The 14,807-nt window shown below is 60.5% G+C and carries 13 protein-coding genes; 10 read left to right on the top strand and 3 right to left on the bottom strand.

The features are described 5' to 3' along the window. The first annotated feature begins 191 nt into the window (after positions 1–191). From trxB to infA, 4 genes are all read left to right on the top strand, one after another. The gene (gene trxB, locus RGM2987_RS21575) at positions 192–1,151 is read left to right on the top strand and encodes a thioredoxin-disulfide reductase (protein WP_245144847.1); all 960 of its coding nucleotides are present in this window, start codon (positions 192–194) and stop codon (positions 1,149–1,151) included. A gap of 189 nt (positions 1,152–1,340) precedes the next feature. Continuing rightward, entirely contained in the window at positions 1,341–2,021 is a 681-nt protein-coding gene (aat, locus tag RGM2987_RS21570; protein WP_245144846.1) for a leucyl/phenylalanyl-tRNA--protein transferase, read from the top strand. 56 nt (positions 2,022–2,077) lie between these two features. Further along, positions 2,078–2,785, top strand: a complete 708-nt coding sequence (locus RGM2987_RS21565; RefSeq protein ID WP_245144845.1) for an arginyltransferase — start codon at positions 2,078–2,080, stop codon at positions 2,783–2,785. 100 nt (positions 2,786–2,885) lie between these two features. Next, positions 2,886–3,104, top strand: coding sequence for a translation initiation factor IF-1 (infA, locus tag RGM2987_RS21560; protein WP_002553999.1), 219 nt, complete (start codon positions 2,886–2,888; stop codon positions 3,102–3,104). 342 nt (positions 3,105–3,446) lie between these two features. Here infA and clpA read toward each other — a convergent pair whose 3' ends face one another. Together clpA and clpS are read right to left on the bottom strand one after the other, a co-directional pair. Then, on the bottom strand, positions 3,447–5,717 hold the full coding sequence (clpA, locus tag RGM2987_RS21555) for an ATP-dependent Clp protease ATP-binding subunit ClpA (protein ID WP_245144844.1): 2,271 nt from the start codon (positions 5,715–5,717) through the stop codon (positions 3,447–3,449). 29 nt (positions 5,718–5,746) lie between these two features. Beyond that, positions 5,747–6,109: an ATP-dependent Clp protease adapter ClpS gene (gene clpS, locus RGM2987_RS21550; protein WP_245144843.1), complete on the bottom strand. Its 363-nt coding sequence runs from the start codon at positions 6,107–6,109 to the stop codon at positions 5,747–5,749. Positions 6,110–6,349: 240 nt separating this feature from the next. Between clpS and cspD the strand changes: the two genes are divergently transcribed. Then, positions 6,350–6,604 (top strand): cold shock domain-containing protein CspD, encoded by a 255-nt coding sequence (cspD, locus tag RGM2987_RS21545; protein WP_245144894.1) that lies wholly within the window; start codon positions 6,350–6,352, stop codon positions 6,602–6,604. Between the two features lie 80 nt (positions 6,605–6,684). Here the strand turns inward: cspD and icd are convergent, their stop codons facing one another. Further along, the gene (icd, locus tag RGM2987_RS21540) at positions 6,685–7,941 is read right to left on the bottom strand and encodes an NADP-dependent isocitrate dehydrogenase (RefSeq protein ID WP_245144842.1); all 1,257 of its coding nucleotides are present in this window, start codon (positions 7,939–7,941) and stop codon (positions 6,685–6,687) included. A gap of 481 nt (positions 7,942–8,422) precedes the next feature. On the opposite strand from icd, the gene RGM2987_RS21535 reads away from it, so the two are divergent. From RGM2987_RS21535 to purB, 5 genes are all read left to right on the top strand, one after another. Continuing rightward, positions 8,423–10,648: an NADP-dependent isocitrate dehydrogenase gene (locus RGM2987_RS21535; RefSeq protein ID WP_245144841.1), complete on the top strand. Its 2,226-nt coding sequence runs from the start codon at positions 8,423–8,425 to the stop codon at positions 10,646–10,648. Between the two features lie 234 nt (positions 10,649–10,882). Further along, on the top strand, positions 10,883–11,329 hold the full coding sequence (locus RGM2987_RS21530) for an NUDIX hydrolase (RefSeq protein WP_245144840.1): 447 nt from the start codon (positions 10,883–10,885) through the stop codon (positions 11,327–11,329). Between the two features lie 59 nt (positions 11,330–11,388). Further along, entirely contained in the window at positions 11,389–12,513 is a 1,125-nt protein-coding gene (gene mnmA, locus RGM2987_RS21525; protein WP_245144839.1) for a tRNA 2-thiouridine(34) synthase MnmA, read from the top strand. Then, entirely contained in the window at positions 12,510–13,133 is a 624-nt protein-coding gene (hflD, locus tag RGM2987_RS21520) for a high frequency lysogenization protein HflD (RefSeq protein ID WP_245144838.1), read from the top strand. Before mnmA ends, hflD begins: the two co-directional genes overlap by 4 nt. A 228-nt stretch (positions 13,134–13,361) precedes the next feature. After that, complete coding sequence (purB, locus tag RGM2987_RS21515; protein WP_245144837.1) at positions 13,362–14,732, top strand: adenylosuccinate lyase; 1,371 nt, start codon at positions 13,362–13,364, stop codon at positions 14,730–14,732. Positions 14,733–14,807: the final 75 nt, after the last annotated feature.

Below are 14,807 nucleotides of genomic sequence, written 5' to 3'. Positions count from 1 at the left end.
AGAAAACCGCAGGTGTTGCCGAAGATTTGGATCTTTAGCCGATCCTGCGTTCAAAACTCAAGCATTGTACGGGTTTGTCCGTCTCCAGGCATTGCCCGTACGCTGGGTTACAGCATAGCCGGGAACAGGGTGCACAAGCGCCAATTGGAGCATGCATTGTCTTTTGTGACAAAGGCTTATGAGGTGTTTTTATGAGCGAAGTGAAGCATTCACGCCTGATCATTCTCGGTTCCGGCCCTGCGGGGTACAGCGCGGCGGTCTATGCTGCCCGCGCCAATCTCAAACCCGTTGTCATCACTGGCCTGCAGGCCGGTGGCCAGCTCACCACGACGGTGGAAGTCGATAACTGGCCCGGCGATGTCGAAGGCCTGACTGGCCCGGTCCTGATGGAGCGCATGCAGCGGCACGCCGAGCGCTTCGACACGCAGATCGTCTACGACCATATTCACACCGCCAAGTTGCAACAGCGCCCTTTCGAGTTGATCGGCGACAGCGGCACCTACACCTGTGATGCACTGATCATCGCCACCGGCGCTTCAGCCCAGTACCTGGGGCTGCCATCGGAAGACAGTTTTGCCGGCAAAGGGGTTTCCGCCTGCGCGACTTGCGATGGATTTTTCTATCGTAACCAAGTGGTGGCGGTGGTTGGTGGCGGCAATACGGCGGTCGAGGAAGCCTTGTATCTGTCGAACATCGCCAGGGAAGTCCACCTGATCCACCGTCGCGACAAGCTGCGCTCAGAGAAGATATTGCAGGACAAACTCTTCGAGAAAGCCGCCAACGGCAATATAAAGCTGCACTGGAACCAGAACCTGGACGAAGTACTGGGCGATGCCAGTGGCGTGACCGGTGCCCGCCTGCGCCACAGCGAGACCGGCGAAACCAGCACACTGTCCCTGGCCGGCGTGTTCATCGCCATCGGGCATAAACCCAACACTGAGCTGTTTCAGGGCCAGTTGAACATGCGCGACGGCTACCTGCTGGTACGCGGCGGCAGCGAGGGCAATGCCACCGCAACCGATATCGAAGGCGTGTTCGCCGCCGGCGATGTCGCCGACCACGTGTATCGCCAGGCAATTACCTCCGCCGGGGCCGGTTGCATGGCGGCTCTCGATGCGGAAAAGTATCTCGATGACATTCCGACCGTTTGACGGTTAACCTTGTGGCGAGGGGATTTATCCCCGCTGGGCTGCACAGCAGCCCCAGCAGTCGACTCAATCTGTCTGACCCACCGGGTTGTCTGGTTTTAGGGCTGCTTCGCAGCCCAGCGGGGATAAATCCCCTCGCCACAGTACATCTGTGCTCGAACCCGCCCTCCCCTTCTGCTAGTGCGGATAACAATGCTGACCTGGTTACAACGCAACTCCCTTGATTTCCCTCCACTGGAAAAAGCCATGCGCGACCCCAACGGGTTGCTGGCCGCCGGTGGCGACTTGTCCGCCGACCGGCTGATCCAGGCTTATCGTCATGGCTGCTTCCCCTGGTTTTCCGAGGGCCAGCCGATCCTGTGGTGGTCGCCGGACCCTCGTACCGTGTTGTTTCCCGACGAGCTGCATGTTTCCCGCAGCCTGGGCAAACTGTTGCGCAAGCAACGCTACCAAGTGACGTTCGACCAGGACTTCGCTGCGGTCATCCAGGCCTGCGCCGCACCACGGGAGTACGCCGACGGCACCTGGATCACCGAGGCCATGCAGACCGCTTATCTGGAACTGCACCGGCGCGGCTTCGCCCATTCGGTGGAAGTCTGGGACCAAGGTCTATTAGTGGGTGGCCTGTATGGCCTGGCGATGGGACAGCTGTTCTTTGGCGAATCCATGTTCAGCCGGGCCGACAATGCCTCGAAATTCGGCTTCGCCGCCCTGGTCCAACACCTCAAGACGGCCGGTTTCGTGCTGATCGACTGCCAGATGCCCACCGAACACCTGCATAGCCTCGGCGCCCGCTCGATTCCACGGGCCGCGTTTGCCGGCTATCTCCGGGCGCACCTGGACCAGCCCAACCACGCAACCTGGGTTTGCTGAGCGACATTGGCGCTCGTGGCTTACACTTAACCGAAAGCTTATCCCGAGGGTTGATCATGACCGAGTTGGCGCGCTTGAAGTTCTATGCCACTCAACCCCACTCTTGCAGTTACCTGCCCGAAGAGCAGGCCACGACGCTGTTCCTCGACCCTAGCCAGCCCATGGATGTGCATGTCTATGCAGACCTGTCGGAGATGGGCTTTCGCCGCAGTGGCGATCACCTCTACCGGCCCCATTGCCAAAACTGCAACGCGTGCGTCCCAGCGCGAATCCCTGTGACTCGCTTTACCCCCAATCGCCAGCAGAAGCGTATTTTCAAGCGCAACGCCGACCTGCAGGTCCGGCCAGCCAAGCCGCAGTTCAGCGAGGAATACTTCAACCTGTACCAGCGCTACATTGAGCAGCGCCACGCCGACGGCGACATGTACCCGCCCAGTCGCGATCAATTCTCGACCTTCCTGGTGCGCGACCTGCCGTTTTCCCGCTTTTATGAATTCCGTCTCGACGGGAGACTGGTGGCCATCGCCGTCACTGACCTGCTGCCCAATGGACTTTCAGCGGTGTACACCTTCTATGAGCCGGATGAAGAACGGCGCAGCCTGGGACGCTATGCCATCCTGTGGCAGATCAACGAATGCCTGCGCCTGGGGCTCGAAGCGGTATACCTGGGCTACTGGATCAAGAACTGCAAAAAAATGAACTACAAGACGCAATATCGGCCCATTGAGCTGCTGATTAACCAGCGGTGGGTTGTCCTTAACTAGAACCCCTTGGCTTGAACCCTCTTTTTCGGGCACAATGCACGCCGCTTTTGCCTGGCGCAGTTGCACCGGGCCATTCACTGGATACCGAGGGCTTTACTGCATGTCGAAAGAAGACAGCTTCGAAATGGAAGGCACTGTCGTCGACACCCTGCCCAACACCATGTTTCGTGTGGAGTTGGAAAATGGGCACGTCGTAACCGCGCATATCTCCGGCAAGATGCGCAAGAACTACATTCGTATTCTTACCGGTGACAAAGTGCGCGTCGAGCTGACGCCCTATGACTTGAGCAAAGGGCGCATCACTTACCGCGCTCGCTAACAAGTCAATACAAGACGCCCGGCTAACACCGGGCGTTTTTGTTTGTGAGAGCCAAGCTTGCTCGCGATAGCGGTGGGTCAGTTTGCATAAGTGCCAAATGGACCGCCGCCATCGCGAGCAAGCTCGGCTCCCACAAGGAATTGGCGGTGAGACTCAATCTTGTGCCTTGCCGAAGACAAACTGTGGGAGCGGGCTTGCTCGCGATAGCGGCAGGTCAGCTTGTATAGATGTTGAATGTAAAAACGCATTCGCGAGCAAGCCCGCTCCCACAGGGGTTCAGTGTGCTTCCTGAAGACAGCAAAAAGGCGCCTTTCGGCGCCTTTTGCTTGTTACCCGTCGCGATCAGGCCATTTCGGCCGTGGTTTCGAAGTCGAAGGTCAGTTCGCCGTCCTTGATGTCGATATGGACCACACCGCCATGCTCGGCCAGTTCGCCAAAGAGGATTTCCTCGGCCAGCGGACGCTTGATCTTGTCCTGGATCAGGCGAGCCATCGGCCGTGCCCCCATCGTCACATCGTAGCCACCCTCGGCCAGCCAGCTGCGAGCCGCATCGGTGACTTCCAGCAACACACGCTTGTCTTCGAGCTGCGCCTGGAGTTCGGTAAGGAACTTGTCCACCACGCTTTTGATGACCTCATGACTGAGGCGACCAAACTGGATAATGGTGTCCAGGCGATTGCGGAATTCAGGCGTGAAGCTCTTCTTGATCACTTCCATCGCATCGGACGAGTGGTCCTGATGGGTGAAGCCGATCGAAGCGCGAGCAGCGGTTTCGGCACCGGCGTTGGTGGTCATGATGAGGATCACGTTGCGGAAGTCCGCCTTGCGCCCGTTGTTATCGGTCAGCGTACCGTGGTCCATGACCTGCAGCAGCAGGTTGAAGACTTCCGGATGCGCCTTCTCGATTTCATCGAGCAGCAACACACAGTGGGGTTGCTTGGTAATCGCCTCGGTCAACAGACCACCCTGGTCGAAACCGACATAGCCCGGAGGCGCCCCGATCAGGCGCGACACGGTGTGCCGCTCCATGTACTCGGACATGTCGAAGCGAACCAGCTCGATTCCCATCGCCTTCGCCAGTTGCCGGGCCGCCTCGGTCTTGCCGACACCGGTAGGACCTGCGAACAGGAAAGACCCCACTGGCTTGTCCGGCGACTTCAGACCGGCGCGAGACAGCTTGATGGCGGTCGACAGCGAATCGATGGCCGCATCCTGGCCAAATACCGTCAGCTTCAGGTCACGCTCCAGGTTACGCAGCAGCTCCTTGTCGGAACTGGTGACGTGCTTGGGCGGAATCCGGGCGATTTTCGCCACGATGTCCTCGACCTGCGGCACCTCGATGCGCTTGACCCGATTTTCCAGCGGTTGCAGGCGCTGATAGGCACCTGCCTCGTCGATCACGTCGATGGCCTTGTCCGGCATATGCCGGTCATTGATGTAGCGCGAGGCCAGTTCAGCCGCGGCGCGCAGGGCTTCATCGCTGTATTCGATGTTGTGGTGCAGCTCGAAACGCCCCTTCAGGCCGCGCAGGATGCCAATGGTGTCTTCCACCGAAGGCTCCGACACGTCGACTTTCTGGAAGCGCCGTGCCAGGGCGCGGTCTTTCTCGAAGATCCCACGAAACTCCTGGAACGTGGTCGAGCCAATGCAGCGGATATCACCCGACGAAAGCAGCGGCTTGAGCAGGTTCGAGGCATCCATGACCCCGCCCGACGCAGCCCCGGCACCGATAATGGTGTGGATTTCGTCGATGAACAGGATCGCCTGCGGGCGTTTCTTCAGTTCGCCGAGCAACGCCTTGAAGCGCTTCTCGAAGTCACCGCGGTACTTGGTACCGGCCAGCAAGGCACCCAGGTCAAGGGAATACACCACGCTGTTGGCCAGCAGGTCCGGCACCTGGTTGTCGACGATGCGCTTGGCCAGGCCTTCGGCAATCGCGGTCTTGCCCACGCCTGCCTCGCCCACCAGCAACGGGTTGTTCTTGCGGCGCCGGGCCAGGATCTGCGCGACACGCTCGACTTCCGCCTCGCGCCCGACGAGCGGGTCGATGCGGCCCTGGCGCGCCAGTTCATTCAGATTGCTGGCATAGGCATCCAGAGGGTTGCCTGAAGAAGAAGACTCACCACCCTCGTCGTCCTGCATCTCCTGCTCACCCTCGGAATGATCGCCATGCCCCGGCACCTTGGAAATGCCATGGGCGATGTAGTTGACGACATCGATACGCGCAACGCTCTGCTGCTTGAGCAGGAAAACCGCCTGGCTCTCCTGTTCACTGAAGATCGCAACCAGCACGTTGGCGCCGGTGACTTCGCGTTTGCCCGAGCTCTGTACATGAAAGACAGCACGTTGCAGGACACGCTGGAAGCCCAGGGTTGGCTGGGTTTCCCGATCCTCGTCATGCACGGGGATCAATGGCGTGGTGGAGTCGATGAACTCCTGCAGGTCGTGCTTGAGCTTATCGAGGTTTGCGCCGCAGGCACGCAAAACGGTGGCGGCAGCCTCGTTATCCAGTAAGGCCAGCAGCAGGTGTTCGACGGTCATGAATTCATGACGCTTCGAACGAGCCTCCTTGAAGGCAAGATTGAGGGTGACTTCGAGCTCGCGGTTTAACATGGCTTCACCTCATACCCAAGTGGTCGGCGTTAACCGTCCTTCTCGATTTCACAGAGTAGCGGATGCTGGCTTTCCCGGGCGTACTGGTTGACCTGCATGGCCTTTGTCTCGGCGATGTCGCGGGTAAACACTCCACACACTGCCCGTCCCTCTGTATGAACGGCCAGCATGACCTTGGTCGCCAGCTCGCGATTCAGGTTAAAAAACACCTCGAGCACTTCGACGACGAAATCCATCGGTGTGTAGTCATCGTTGAACAAAACCACCTTGTACATCGGTGGCGCCTGTAATGCTGGCTTCGCTTCCTGAACAGCAAGGCCGGCGGAATCGTCGTCGTGTAGATCCGGGCGATCCTGATTGAATGTTAGTCGAATCTGGCTGACTGCATGCATGGAAAGAAAGGTTCGTTTAGTTGGCGAATACAGTGATGGGGGCGCTTATGGGTGATTTCAACCACGACCACCCGGCCACCTTGACTATCGGCAAAACGGTGTTACAACCAATAGAGCCCATCGTGGGTTAAAAAGGTCCGTGGAATCTATCCTGTTTCAAGATTAGCCTGCGGATGGACTGGATGATACTCCAGTGATGGAGTGCGTTGCAGAGGGATATGGTTTATGTCGGTCGTCAAAATGAGTGGCAAGGTGAAATGGTTCAACAATGCCAAGGGCTTCGGCTTCATCATCGCAGCCGGAATGCCCGATGAAGACCTTTTCGCCCACTTCTCGGCCATCCAGATGGATGGCTACAAGACCTTGAAAGCCGGGCAACCTGTGACGTTCCAGGTTATCCAGGGCCCCAAGGGCCTGCACGCCGTCAACATAGAGCCGGTCAAAGTCGAAGAAGCACCTGTCCCGGTCATCGCCAGGGTCACCGAGACCCATTGACCGGCGGTCGCCGCCCGGCCCACGAAAAATGCCCGGTTCGATCACTCGAACCGGGCATTTGTGATGCGCGCTGATCCCGCTTACATGTGCTCGATCAATGCCTTGCCGAAGCCCGACGATGACACCAGCGTGGCGCCCTCCATCAAGCGTTCGAAGTCATAGGTCACGGTCTTGGCCGAAATCGCACCGTTGGTGCCCTTGATGATCAGGTCGGCCGCTTCGGTCCAGCCCATGTGACGCAGCATCATTTCAGCCGACAGGATCAACGACCCTGGGTTGACCTGGTCCTTGCCCGCGTACTTGGGCGCAGTGCCGTGGGTCGCTTCGAACATCGCCACGGTGTCGGACAGGTTGGCACCCGGCGCAATGCCGATACCCCCCACTTCCGCCGCCAGGGCATCGGAAAGGTAGTCGCCGTTGAGGTTCAGGGTCGCAATCACGTCATATTCGGCCGGGCGCAGCAGGATCTGCTGGAGCATCGCATCGGCGATGGCGTCCTTGACCACGACATTCTTGCCGGTCTTCGGGTTCTTGAACTGCATCCATGGACCGCCGTCGAGCAGGGTCGCGCCAAACTCCTCGGCCGCCACTTCGTAGGCCCACTCCTTGAAGGCACCTTCGGTGAACTTCATGATGTTGCCTTTATGCACGATGGTCAGCGAATCGCGATCATTGTCGACCACGTATTGCAAGGCCTTGCGCGCCAGGCGCTGGGTGCCCTGCTTGGAAACCGGCTTGACGCCGATGCCGCAATCCTCGTCGAAACGGATCTTGGTCACGCCCATTTCTTCTTTCAGGAACTTGATGACCTTAGTGGCTTCGGCCGAACCGGCTTTCCACTCGATGCCCGCGTAGATGTCCTCGGAGTTCTCGCGGAAGATCGTCATGTCCACGTCGCCAGGTTTCTTGACCGGGCTCGGCACGCCTTCGAACCAGCGCACCGGACGCAGGCACACGTAGAGGTCCAGTTGCTGGCGCAGGGCCACGTTCAGCGAGCGAATGCCGCCACCGACCGGAGTGGTCAGCGGGCCCTTGATGGACACCACGTAATCCTTGACCGCGTCCAGTGTTTCCTGGGGCAGCCAAGTGTCCTGGTCGTAGACCTGGGTCGCTTTCTCGCCGGCGTAGACTTCCATCCAGGAAATCTTGCGCTTGCCTGCGTAGGCTTTCTGCACCGCAGCGTCCACCACCTCGATCATCACCGGGCTGATATCAACGCCAATCCCGTCGCCTTCGATGAAGGGGATGATCGGGTTATCGGGAACATTAAGAGAATGGTCTGCATTGACGGTGATTTTTTCACCGACGGCTGGAACCTGAATCTTTTGATACCCCATGCTGAACTCCATTGCTTGGATTGAACATCTGGCTGCGTTCGAGCGTACCCCAGTTGAATCGGCACGCAAACCCTACGTTCGGCCCATCACGACCAAAGAGATGCAGTTGGCCGCGTACAAGCCTGAAAACCAAGGGAAAAGTGCCAAACATGAGCATAGCCCACCCCCTCGGGAGTGCGACGTTTAGACCAATGGACGACTACGAACGTCTATGAACCATCGGCAGATTGCCAGCTACCTATGTATAATGCCGCCGCTGACCACAGGGTCACGCCGGCTGACTGCTCTACGACAAGACTTTCCGCCAATGAAAGCCGGTCCGTTACCGCGGCCCGACCGCTTGACGCTCGACTGATGCAACCCAACATCACCGCGAAGAAACCTCGACATTCGGCTCACGGATGACTTTGAACGAACGCGCTTACCCGGCGCCCCTCGAGTTTCTGCGCATGCTTTAGCAAAGAAGAGAGTTAATCCGAATATGCCCACCCGCTCGAAGATCATCTATACCTTCACCGACGAAGCGCCTGCCCTCGCCACCTATTCCCTGTTGCCGATCATCGAAGCCTTTACCGCTTCGGCCGATATCGCCGTGGAAACCCGCGATATCTCCCTCGCAGGGCGGATCCTGGCCAGCTTCCCCGAGCAACTGGGTGACAAAGCCGTAGCCGACCACCTCGCCGAACTGGGCGACCTGGCCGTTACGCCCGAAGCCAACATCATCAAGCTGCCGAACATCAGCGCCTCGGTTCCGCAACTGCAAGCCGCCATCAAGGAATTGCAGGCCCAGGGCTACGCTCTGCCGGACTACCCGGAAACCGTGACCACCGAGGCCGAGAAAGACGCTCGCGCCCGTTACGACAAGGTCAAGGGCAGCGCCGTGAACCCGGTCCTGCGCGAAGGCAACTCTGACCGCCGCGCGCCGCTGTCGGTCAAGAACTATGCTCGCAAGCACCCGCACAAAATGGGCGCCTGGGCCGCTGACTCCAAGTCCCACGTCGCCCACATGAGCACCGGCGATTTCTACGGCAGCGAGAAAGCTGTCCTGATCGACGCCGCTGACGCCGTGAAAATCGAGCTGGTGGCCCAGGACGGCACCACCACCGTGCTGAAAGAAAAAACCAGCGTCCAGGCCGGCGAGATCCTCGACTGCGCCGTGATGAGCAAGAACGCCCTGCGCGCCTTCATCGCCGCTGAAATCGAAAGCGCCAAGCAACAAGGCGTGCTGCTGTCGGTTCACCTCAAGGCCACCATGATGAAGGTCTCCGACCCGATCATGTTCGGCCAGATCGTCGCCGAGTTCTATAAAGACGCCCTGGCCAAGCACGCCGACGTGCTGGCGCAGATCGGCTTCAACCTGAACAACGGCATCGGCGACCTGTACGCTCGCATCAAGGCCCTGCCGGCCGAGCAGCAGGCGCAGATCGAAGCCGACATCCAGGCGGTCTACGCGGCGCGCCCAGCCCTGGCGATGGTCAACTCCGACAAAGGCATCACCAACCTGCACGTGCCGAGCGACGTCATCGTCGACGCCTCGATGCCGGCCATGATCCGTGACTCCGGCAAGATGTGGGGCACAGACGGCCAGTTGCACGACACCAAGGCCGTGATCCCGGATCGTTGCTACGCCACCATCTACCAGGCGGTAATCGAAGACTGCAAGGCCAACGGTGCGTTCGATCCGACCACCATGGGCAGCGTGCCGAACGTCGGCCTGATGGCCAAGAAAGCCGAAGAGTACGGTTCCCACGACAAGACCTTCCAGATCAAGGCCGACGGCGTGGTTCGCGTCACCGACGGCAAGGGCGCCCTGCTGATGGAACAGGCTGTCGAAGCCGGCGACATCTTCCGCATGTGCCAGACCAAGGACGCGCCGATCCAGGATTGGGTCAAGCTGGCCGTCAACCGTGCCCGCGCCAGCGCCACCCCGGCCATCTTCTGGCTGGACCCGATGCGCGCCCATGACGGCGTGGTGATCGAGAAGGTCCAGGCTTACCTGAAGGACCACGACACCAGCGGCCTGGACATCCGCATCATGGCCCCGGTCGAGGCGATGAAATTCACCCTGGCCCGCACCCGCGAAGGCAAGGACACCATCTCGGTGACCGGCAACGTGCTGCGCGACTACCTGACCGACCTGTTCCCGATCATGGAACTGGGCACCAGCGCCAAGATGCTGTCGATCGTGCCGCTGATGAACGGCGGTGGCCTGTTCGAAACCGGCGCCGGCGGCTCGGCGCCCAAGCATGTCCAACAGTTGCTGGAAGAGAACTTCCTGCGCTGGGATTCGCTGGGCGAGTTCCTGGCCCTGGCTGCATCCCTGGAACACCTGGGCGTGACCTACGACAACCCGAAGGCTCTGGTCCTGTCCAAGACCCTGGACCAGGCCACCGGTGAGTTCCTGGACCGCAACAAGTCGCCTTCGCGCAAAGTCGGCGGCATCGACAACCGTGGCAGCCACTTCTACCTGACCCTGTTCTGGGCCCAGGCACTGGCCGCACAGAACGACGATGCAGCCCTCAAGGCGCAGTTCACTACCCTGGCCAAGACGCTGACCGACAACGAAGAGAAAATCGTTGCCGAGCTCAACGCCGTCCAAGGCAAACCCGTGGACATCGGCGGCTACTACTTCGCCAATCCGGAACTGACCAGCAAGGCCATGCGCCCGAGCAACACCTTCAACGCGGCGATTGCTGCGCTGGTATAAGGTTGCAAGGCAACGCCACAAACCCCGGCCATGCGCCGGGGTTTGTGTTTCTGGACACACACCTTTGTCGGGTGCAAGTCGCAGTTACCGCATTCACCGTAATCCCCTGTGGGAGCGGGCTTGCTCGCGAAAACGGTGTATCAGCTAACGGACATGTCGACTGACACACCGTATTCGCGAGCAAGCCCCGCTCCCACAGAGGTCGCATCCAGACTGAAAGATCGAGGACGCTACATGGACTGGAAACCCCACATCACCGTCGCCACCATCGTCGAAGACAACGGCCGCTTCCTGATGGTGGAAGAATCCAAGGGCGGGCGCGCAGTGCTCAACCAGCCCGCCGGGCACCTGGACCCGGACGAAACGCTGATCGACGCCGCCGTGCGCGAGACCCTGGAGGAAACCGGCTGGGACGTCGAGCCCACCAGCGTGGTCGGCATCTATCTGTACACCGCGCCAAGCAATGGCGTGACCTACCAGCGGGTCTGTTTCGCCGCCAAGGCGCTCAAGCACCACCCCGACTATCAACTGGACGACGGCATCCTCGGCGCCAAGTGGCTGAGCCGCGACGAACTGCTCGAACAACGCGACCATTGGCGCAGCGAGCTGATCATCCGCTGCATCGACGATTATCTGGCCGGCCATCGCCACAACCTGACGCTGATCCGTCCTTCTGTTTAGCCTTGCGCGCCCGGGCCTGATAGAATCGCGTCCTTTTTCAAGACACTCATTGAATTCCTATGCGTGATCCAGCCCCTTCTGCCACACAAAAGAAGCGCGTCATTGTCGGCATGTCCGGCGGCGTGGACTCTTCCGTTTCCGCCCTTCTGCTGATCGAGCAGGGTTATGAGGTGGAAGGCCTGTTCATGAAGAACTGGGAAGAAGACGACGGAACCGAATACTGCACCGCCATGGACGACCTCGCGGACGCCCAGGCCGTGTGCGACAAGATCGGCATCAAGCTGCACACCGCCAACTTCGCCGCCGAGTACTGGGACAACGTGTTCGAGCACTTCCTGGCCGAATACAAGGCCGGCCGCACGCCGAACCCGGACATCCTCTGCAACCGCGAGATCAAGTTCAAGGCGTTCCTCGACTACGCGATGATGCTCGGCGCCGACCTGATCGCCACCGGTCACTACGTGCGCCGCCGCGACATCGACGGTCGCACCGAGCTGCTCAAGGGCCTTGACCCGAACAAGGACCAGAGCTACTTCCTGCATGCCGTCGGCGGCGAGCAGATCGCCAAGACGCTGTTCCCGGTGGGCGAACTGGAAAAGCCTGAAGTGCGGGCAATCGCCGAAAAGCACGACCTGGCAACCGCGAAGAAAAAGGACTCCACCGGCATCTGCTTCATCGGCGAACGCCGGTTCAGCGACTTCCTCAAGCAATACCTGCCGGCCCAGCCAGGCGAGATCAAGACCACCGAGGGCGAAGTCATCGGTCGCCACCACGGCCTGATGTACCACACCATCGGCCAGCGCCAGGGCCTGGGCATCGGCGGGCTGAAAGACGCTGGCGAAGAGCCGTGGTACGTGCTGGTCAAGGACCTGGAGCACAATGAACTGATCGTCGGCCAGGGCAACGACCATCCCTGGCTGTTCTCCCGCGCCCTGCTCGCCTCCGAGATCTATTGGGTCAACCCGATCGACCTCAGCGAACCGCGCCGGCTGACGGCCAAGGTCCGCTACCGGCAGAGCGACCAGCCTTGCACTCTGGAAAAAACCGCCACGGGCTACCGCGCCACGTTCGATGATCCGCAGCGAGCGGTCACACCCGGGCAGTCCGTGGTGTTCTACGACGGCGAAATCTGCCTGGGCGGCGGCGTGATCGAAGTCGCAGAGCCGTGGAGCAGCAAGGCATGACCCCGATCCAGGAGCAATTGACGGCACTGGGCGGCGTATTCCTGGCTGCGGTGCTGGTGGACCGGATCGCCAAGACCGGTCAGGCCACCGAAGCGGGCGTCGCCTGCATGCTCGGCAGCCTGCTGGTGCGCGACCCCAAGGACACTCTCGAAGTCTACGGCGGCGACGACCTGAACCTGCGCGAAGGCTACCGTGCACTGATCGGCGCCCTGGAGCGCGACCCCAGCGCCCTGCAACGCGAGCCGCTGCGCTATGCCCTGTCGATGCTCGGCCTGGAACGCCAGCTCGCCAAGCGTGACGACATGCTGGAAACCATCGGCAAGCGCCTGCCGCAGATCCAGTCCCAGGTCGAACACTTCGGCCCGTCCCACGAAAACGTGGTTGCCGCCTGCGGCGCGCTGTACCAGGACACCCTGAGCACCCTGCGCCAGCGTATCCAGGTGCACGGCGACATGCGCAACCTGCAGCAACCGAGCAACGCCTCGAAGATTCGCGCCCTGTTGCTGGCCGGGATTCGCTCGGCCCGCCTGTGGCGGCAACTGGGCGGCCACCGCTGGCAACTGGTGATCAGCCGGCGCAAATTGCTTAAAGAGCTTTACCCATTGATGCACAACGAATAAGTCGCCTCCCTCGTTGCTGTTGTGGCGAGGGAGCTTGCTCCCGCTGGGGCGTGAAGCGTCCCCAAGAAAGGGCCTGCTACGCAGCGCAGCGGGAGCAAGCTCCCTCGCCACAGGTAATAAATAGTATTTCGTTACGCGTAATACGCCGGTCAGTTGGCGACGGATCGGCGATTGTTTTCATGTATGATACGCGCCCCATTTCGTTGCCCGACTGTCCGAGAACACCCCATGCAGCTCTCTTCGCTCACTGCGGTTTCCCCTGTTGACGGCCGCTATGCCGGCAAAACCCAGGCCCTGCGCCCGATTTTCAGCGAGTACGGCCTGATCCGTGCCCGCGTCCTGGTTGAAGTGCGCTGGCTCCAGCGCCTGGCCGCCCTCCCCGCCATCGGCGAAGTCCCGGCGTTTTCCGCCGAAGCCAACGCGGTGCTGAACGCCCTGGCCGACAACTTTGCGCTGGAGCACGCCGAGCGCGTCAAAGAGATCGAGCGCACCACCAACCACGACGTCAAGGCCATCGAATACCTGCTCAAGGAGCAGGCGGCCAAGCTGCCGGAACTGGCCAACGTCAGCGAATTCATCCACTTCGCCTGCACCAGCGAGGACATCAACAACCTGTCCCACGCCCTGATGCTGCGCGAAGGCCGTGATGACGTGATGCTGCCGCTGATGCGCCAGGTCGCCGAGTCCATCCGCGAGCTGGCGATCCGCTTCGCCGACGTGCCAATGCTGTCGCGCACCCACGGTCAACCGGCTTCGCCGACCACCCTGGGCAAAGAGCTGGCGAACGTGGTGTATCGCCTGGAGCGCCAGATCGCTCAGGTCGCCGCCGTGCCACTGCTGGGCAAGATCAACGGCGCGGTGGGCAACTACAACGCCCACCTGTCGGCCTACCCGGACATCGACTGGGAAGCCAACGCCCGCGCCTTCATCGAAGACGAGCTGGGCCTGAGCTTCAACCCGTACACCACCCAGATCGAGCCGCACGACTACATCGCCGAGCTGTTCGACGCGATTGCGCGCTTCAACACCATCCTGATCGACTTCGACCGTGACATCTGGGGCTACATCTCCCTGGGTTACTTCAAGCAACGCACCATTGCCGGCGAAATCGGTTCCTCGACCATGCCGCACAAGGTCAACCCGATCGACTTCGAAAACTCCGAAGGCAACCTGGGGATCGCCAACGCGCTGTTCCAGCACCTGGCGAGCAAACTGCCGATCTCCCGCTGGCAGCGCGACCTGACCGACTCCACCGTGCTGCGCAACCTGGGCGTGGGTTTTGCCCACAGCGTCATCGCCTACGAAGCCAGCCTCAAGGGCATCAGCAAGCTGGAACTGAACGAGCAGAAGATTGCCGCCGACCTGGACGCCTGCTGGGAAGTCCTCGCCGAGCCGATCCAGACCGTCATGCGTCGCTACAACATCGAAAACCCCTACGAAAAGCTGAAAGAACTGACCCGTGGCAAGGGCATCAGCCCTGAAGCGTTGCAGACTTTCATCGATGGCCTGGACATGCCTGTCGACGCCAAGACCGAACTGAAGAAGCTGACCCCGGCCAGCTACATCGGCAACGCGGCGGCGCAAGCCAAGCGCATCTGATCACGCTTTGCCCTGAGACGCCCGGCCGAGCGCCGGGCGTTTTTATTCGCGTCTGAAAAATACTTTTTTTCAATA

Source organism: Pseudomonas sp. RGM2987, from assembly GCF_022952855.1.
In the GTDB taxonomy this organism is placed as follows: Bacteria; Pseudomonadota; Gammaproteobacteria; order Pseudomonadales; family Pseudomonadaceae; genus Aquipseudomonas.
This window is presented reverse-complemented; position numbering and strand designations above follow the sequence as displayed.

Bases quoted from the DNA above. Each gene is read 5' to 3' on its own strand.
- RGM2987_RS21565 (WP_245144845.1), top strand. From the start codon at position 2,078: ATGACCGAGTTGGCGCGCTTGAAGTTCTATGCCACTCAACCCCACTCT.
- mnmA (WP_245144839.1), top strand. From the start codon at position 11,389: ATGCGTGATCCAGCCCCTTCTGCCACACAAAAGAAGCGCGTCATTGTC.
- hflD (WP_245144838.1), top strand. From the start codon at position 12,510: ATGACCCCGATCCAGGAGCAATTGACGGCACTGGGCGGCGTATTCCTG.
- RGM2987_RS21530 (WP_245144840.1), top strand. From the start codon at position 10,883: ATGGACTGGAAACCCCACATCACCGTCGCCACCATCGTCGAAGACAAC.
- aat (WP_245144846.1), top strand. From the start codon at position 1,341: ATGCTGACCTGGTTACAACGCAACTCCCTTGATTTCCCTCCACTGGAA.
- purB (WP_245144837.1), top strand. From the start codon at position 13,362: ATGCAGCTCTCTTCGCTCACTGCGGTTTCCCCTGTTGACGGCCGCTAT.
- RGM2987_RS21535 (WP_245144841.1), top strand. From the start codon at position 8,423: ATGCCCACCCGCTCGAAGATCATCTATACCTTCACCGACGAAGCGCCT.
- infA (WP_002553999.1), top strand. From the start codon at position 2,886: ATGTCGAAAGAAGACAGCTTCGAAATGGAAGGCACTGTCGTCGACACC.
- clpS (WP_245144843.1), bottom strand. From the start codon at position 6,109: ATGCATGCAGTCAGCCAGATTCGACTAACATTCAATCAGGATCGCCCG.
- clpA (WP_245144844.1), bottom strand. From the start codon at position 5,717: ATGTTAAACCGCGAGCTCGAAGTCACCCTCAATCTTGCCTTCAAGGAG.
- cspD (WP_245144894.1), top strand. From the start codon at position 6,350: ATGAGTGGCAAGGTGAAATGGTTCAACAATGCCAAGGGCTTCGGCTTC.
- icd (WP_245144842.1), bottom strand. From the start codon at position 7,941: ATGGGGTATCAAAAGATTCAGGTTCCAGCCGTCGGTGAAAAAATCACC.
- trxB (WP_245144847.1), top strand. From the start codon at position 192: ATGAGCGAAGTGAAGCATTCACGCCTGATCATTCTCGGTTCCGGCCCT.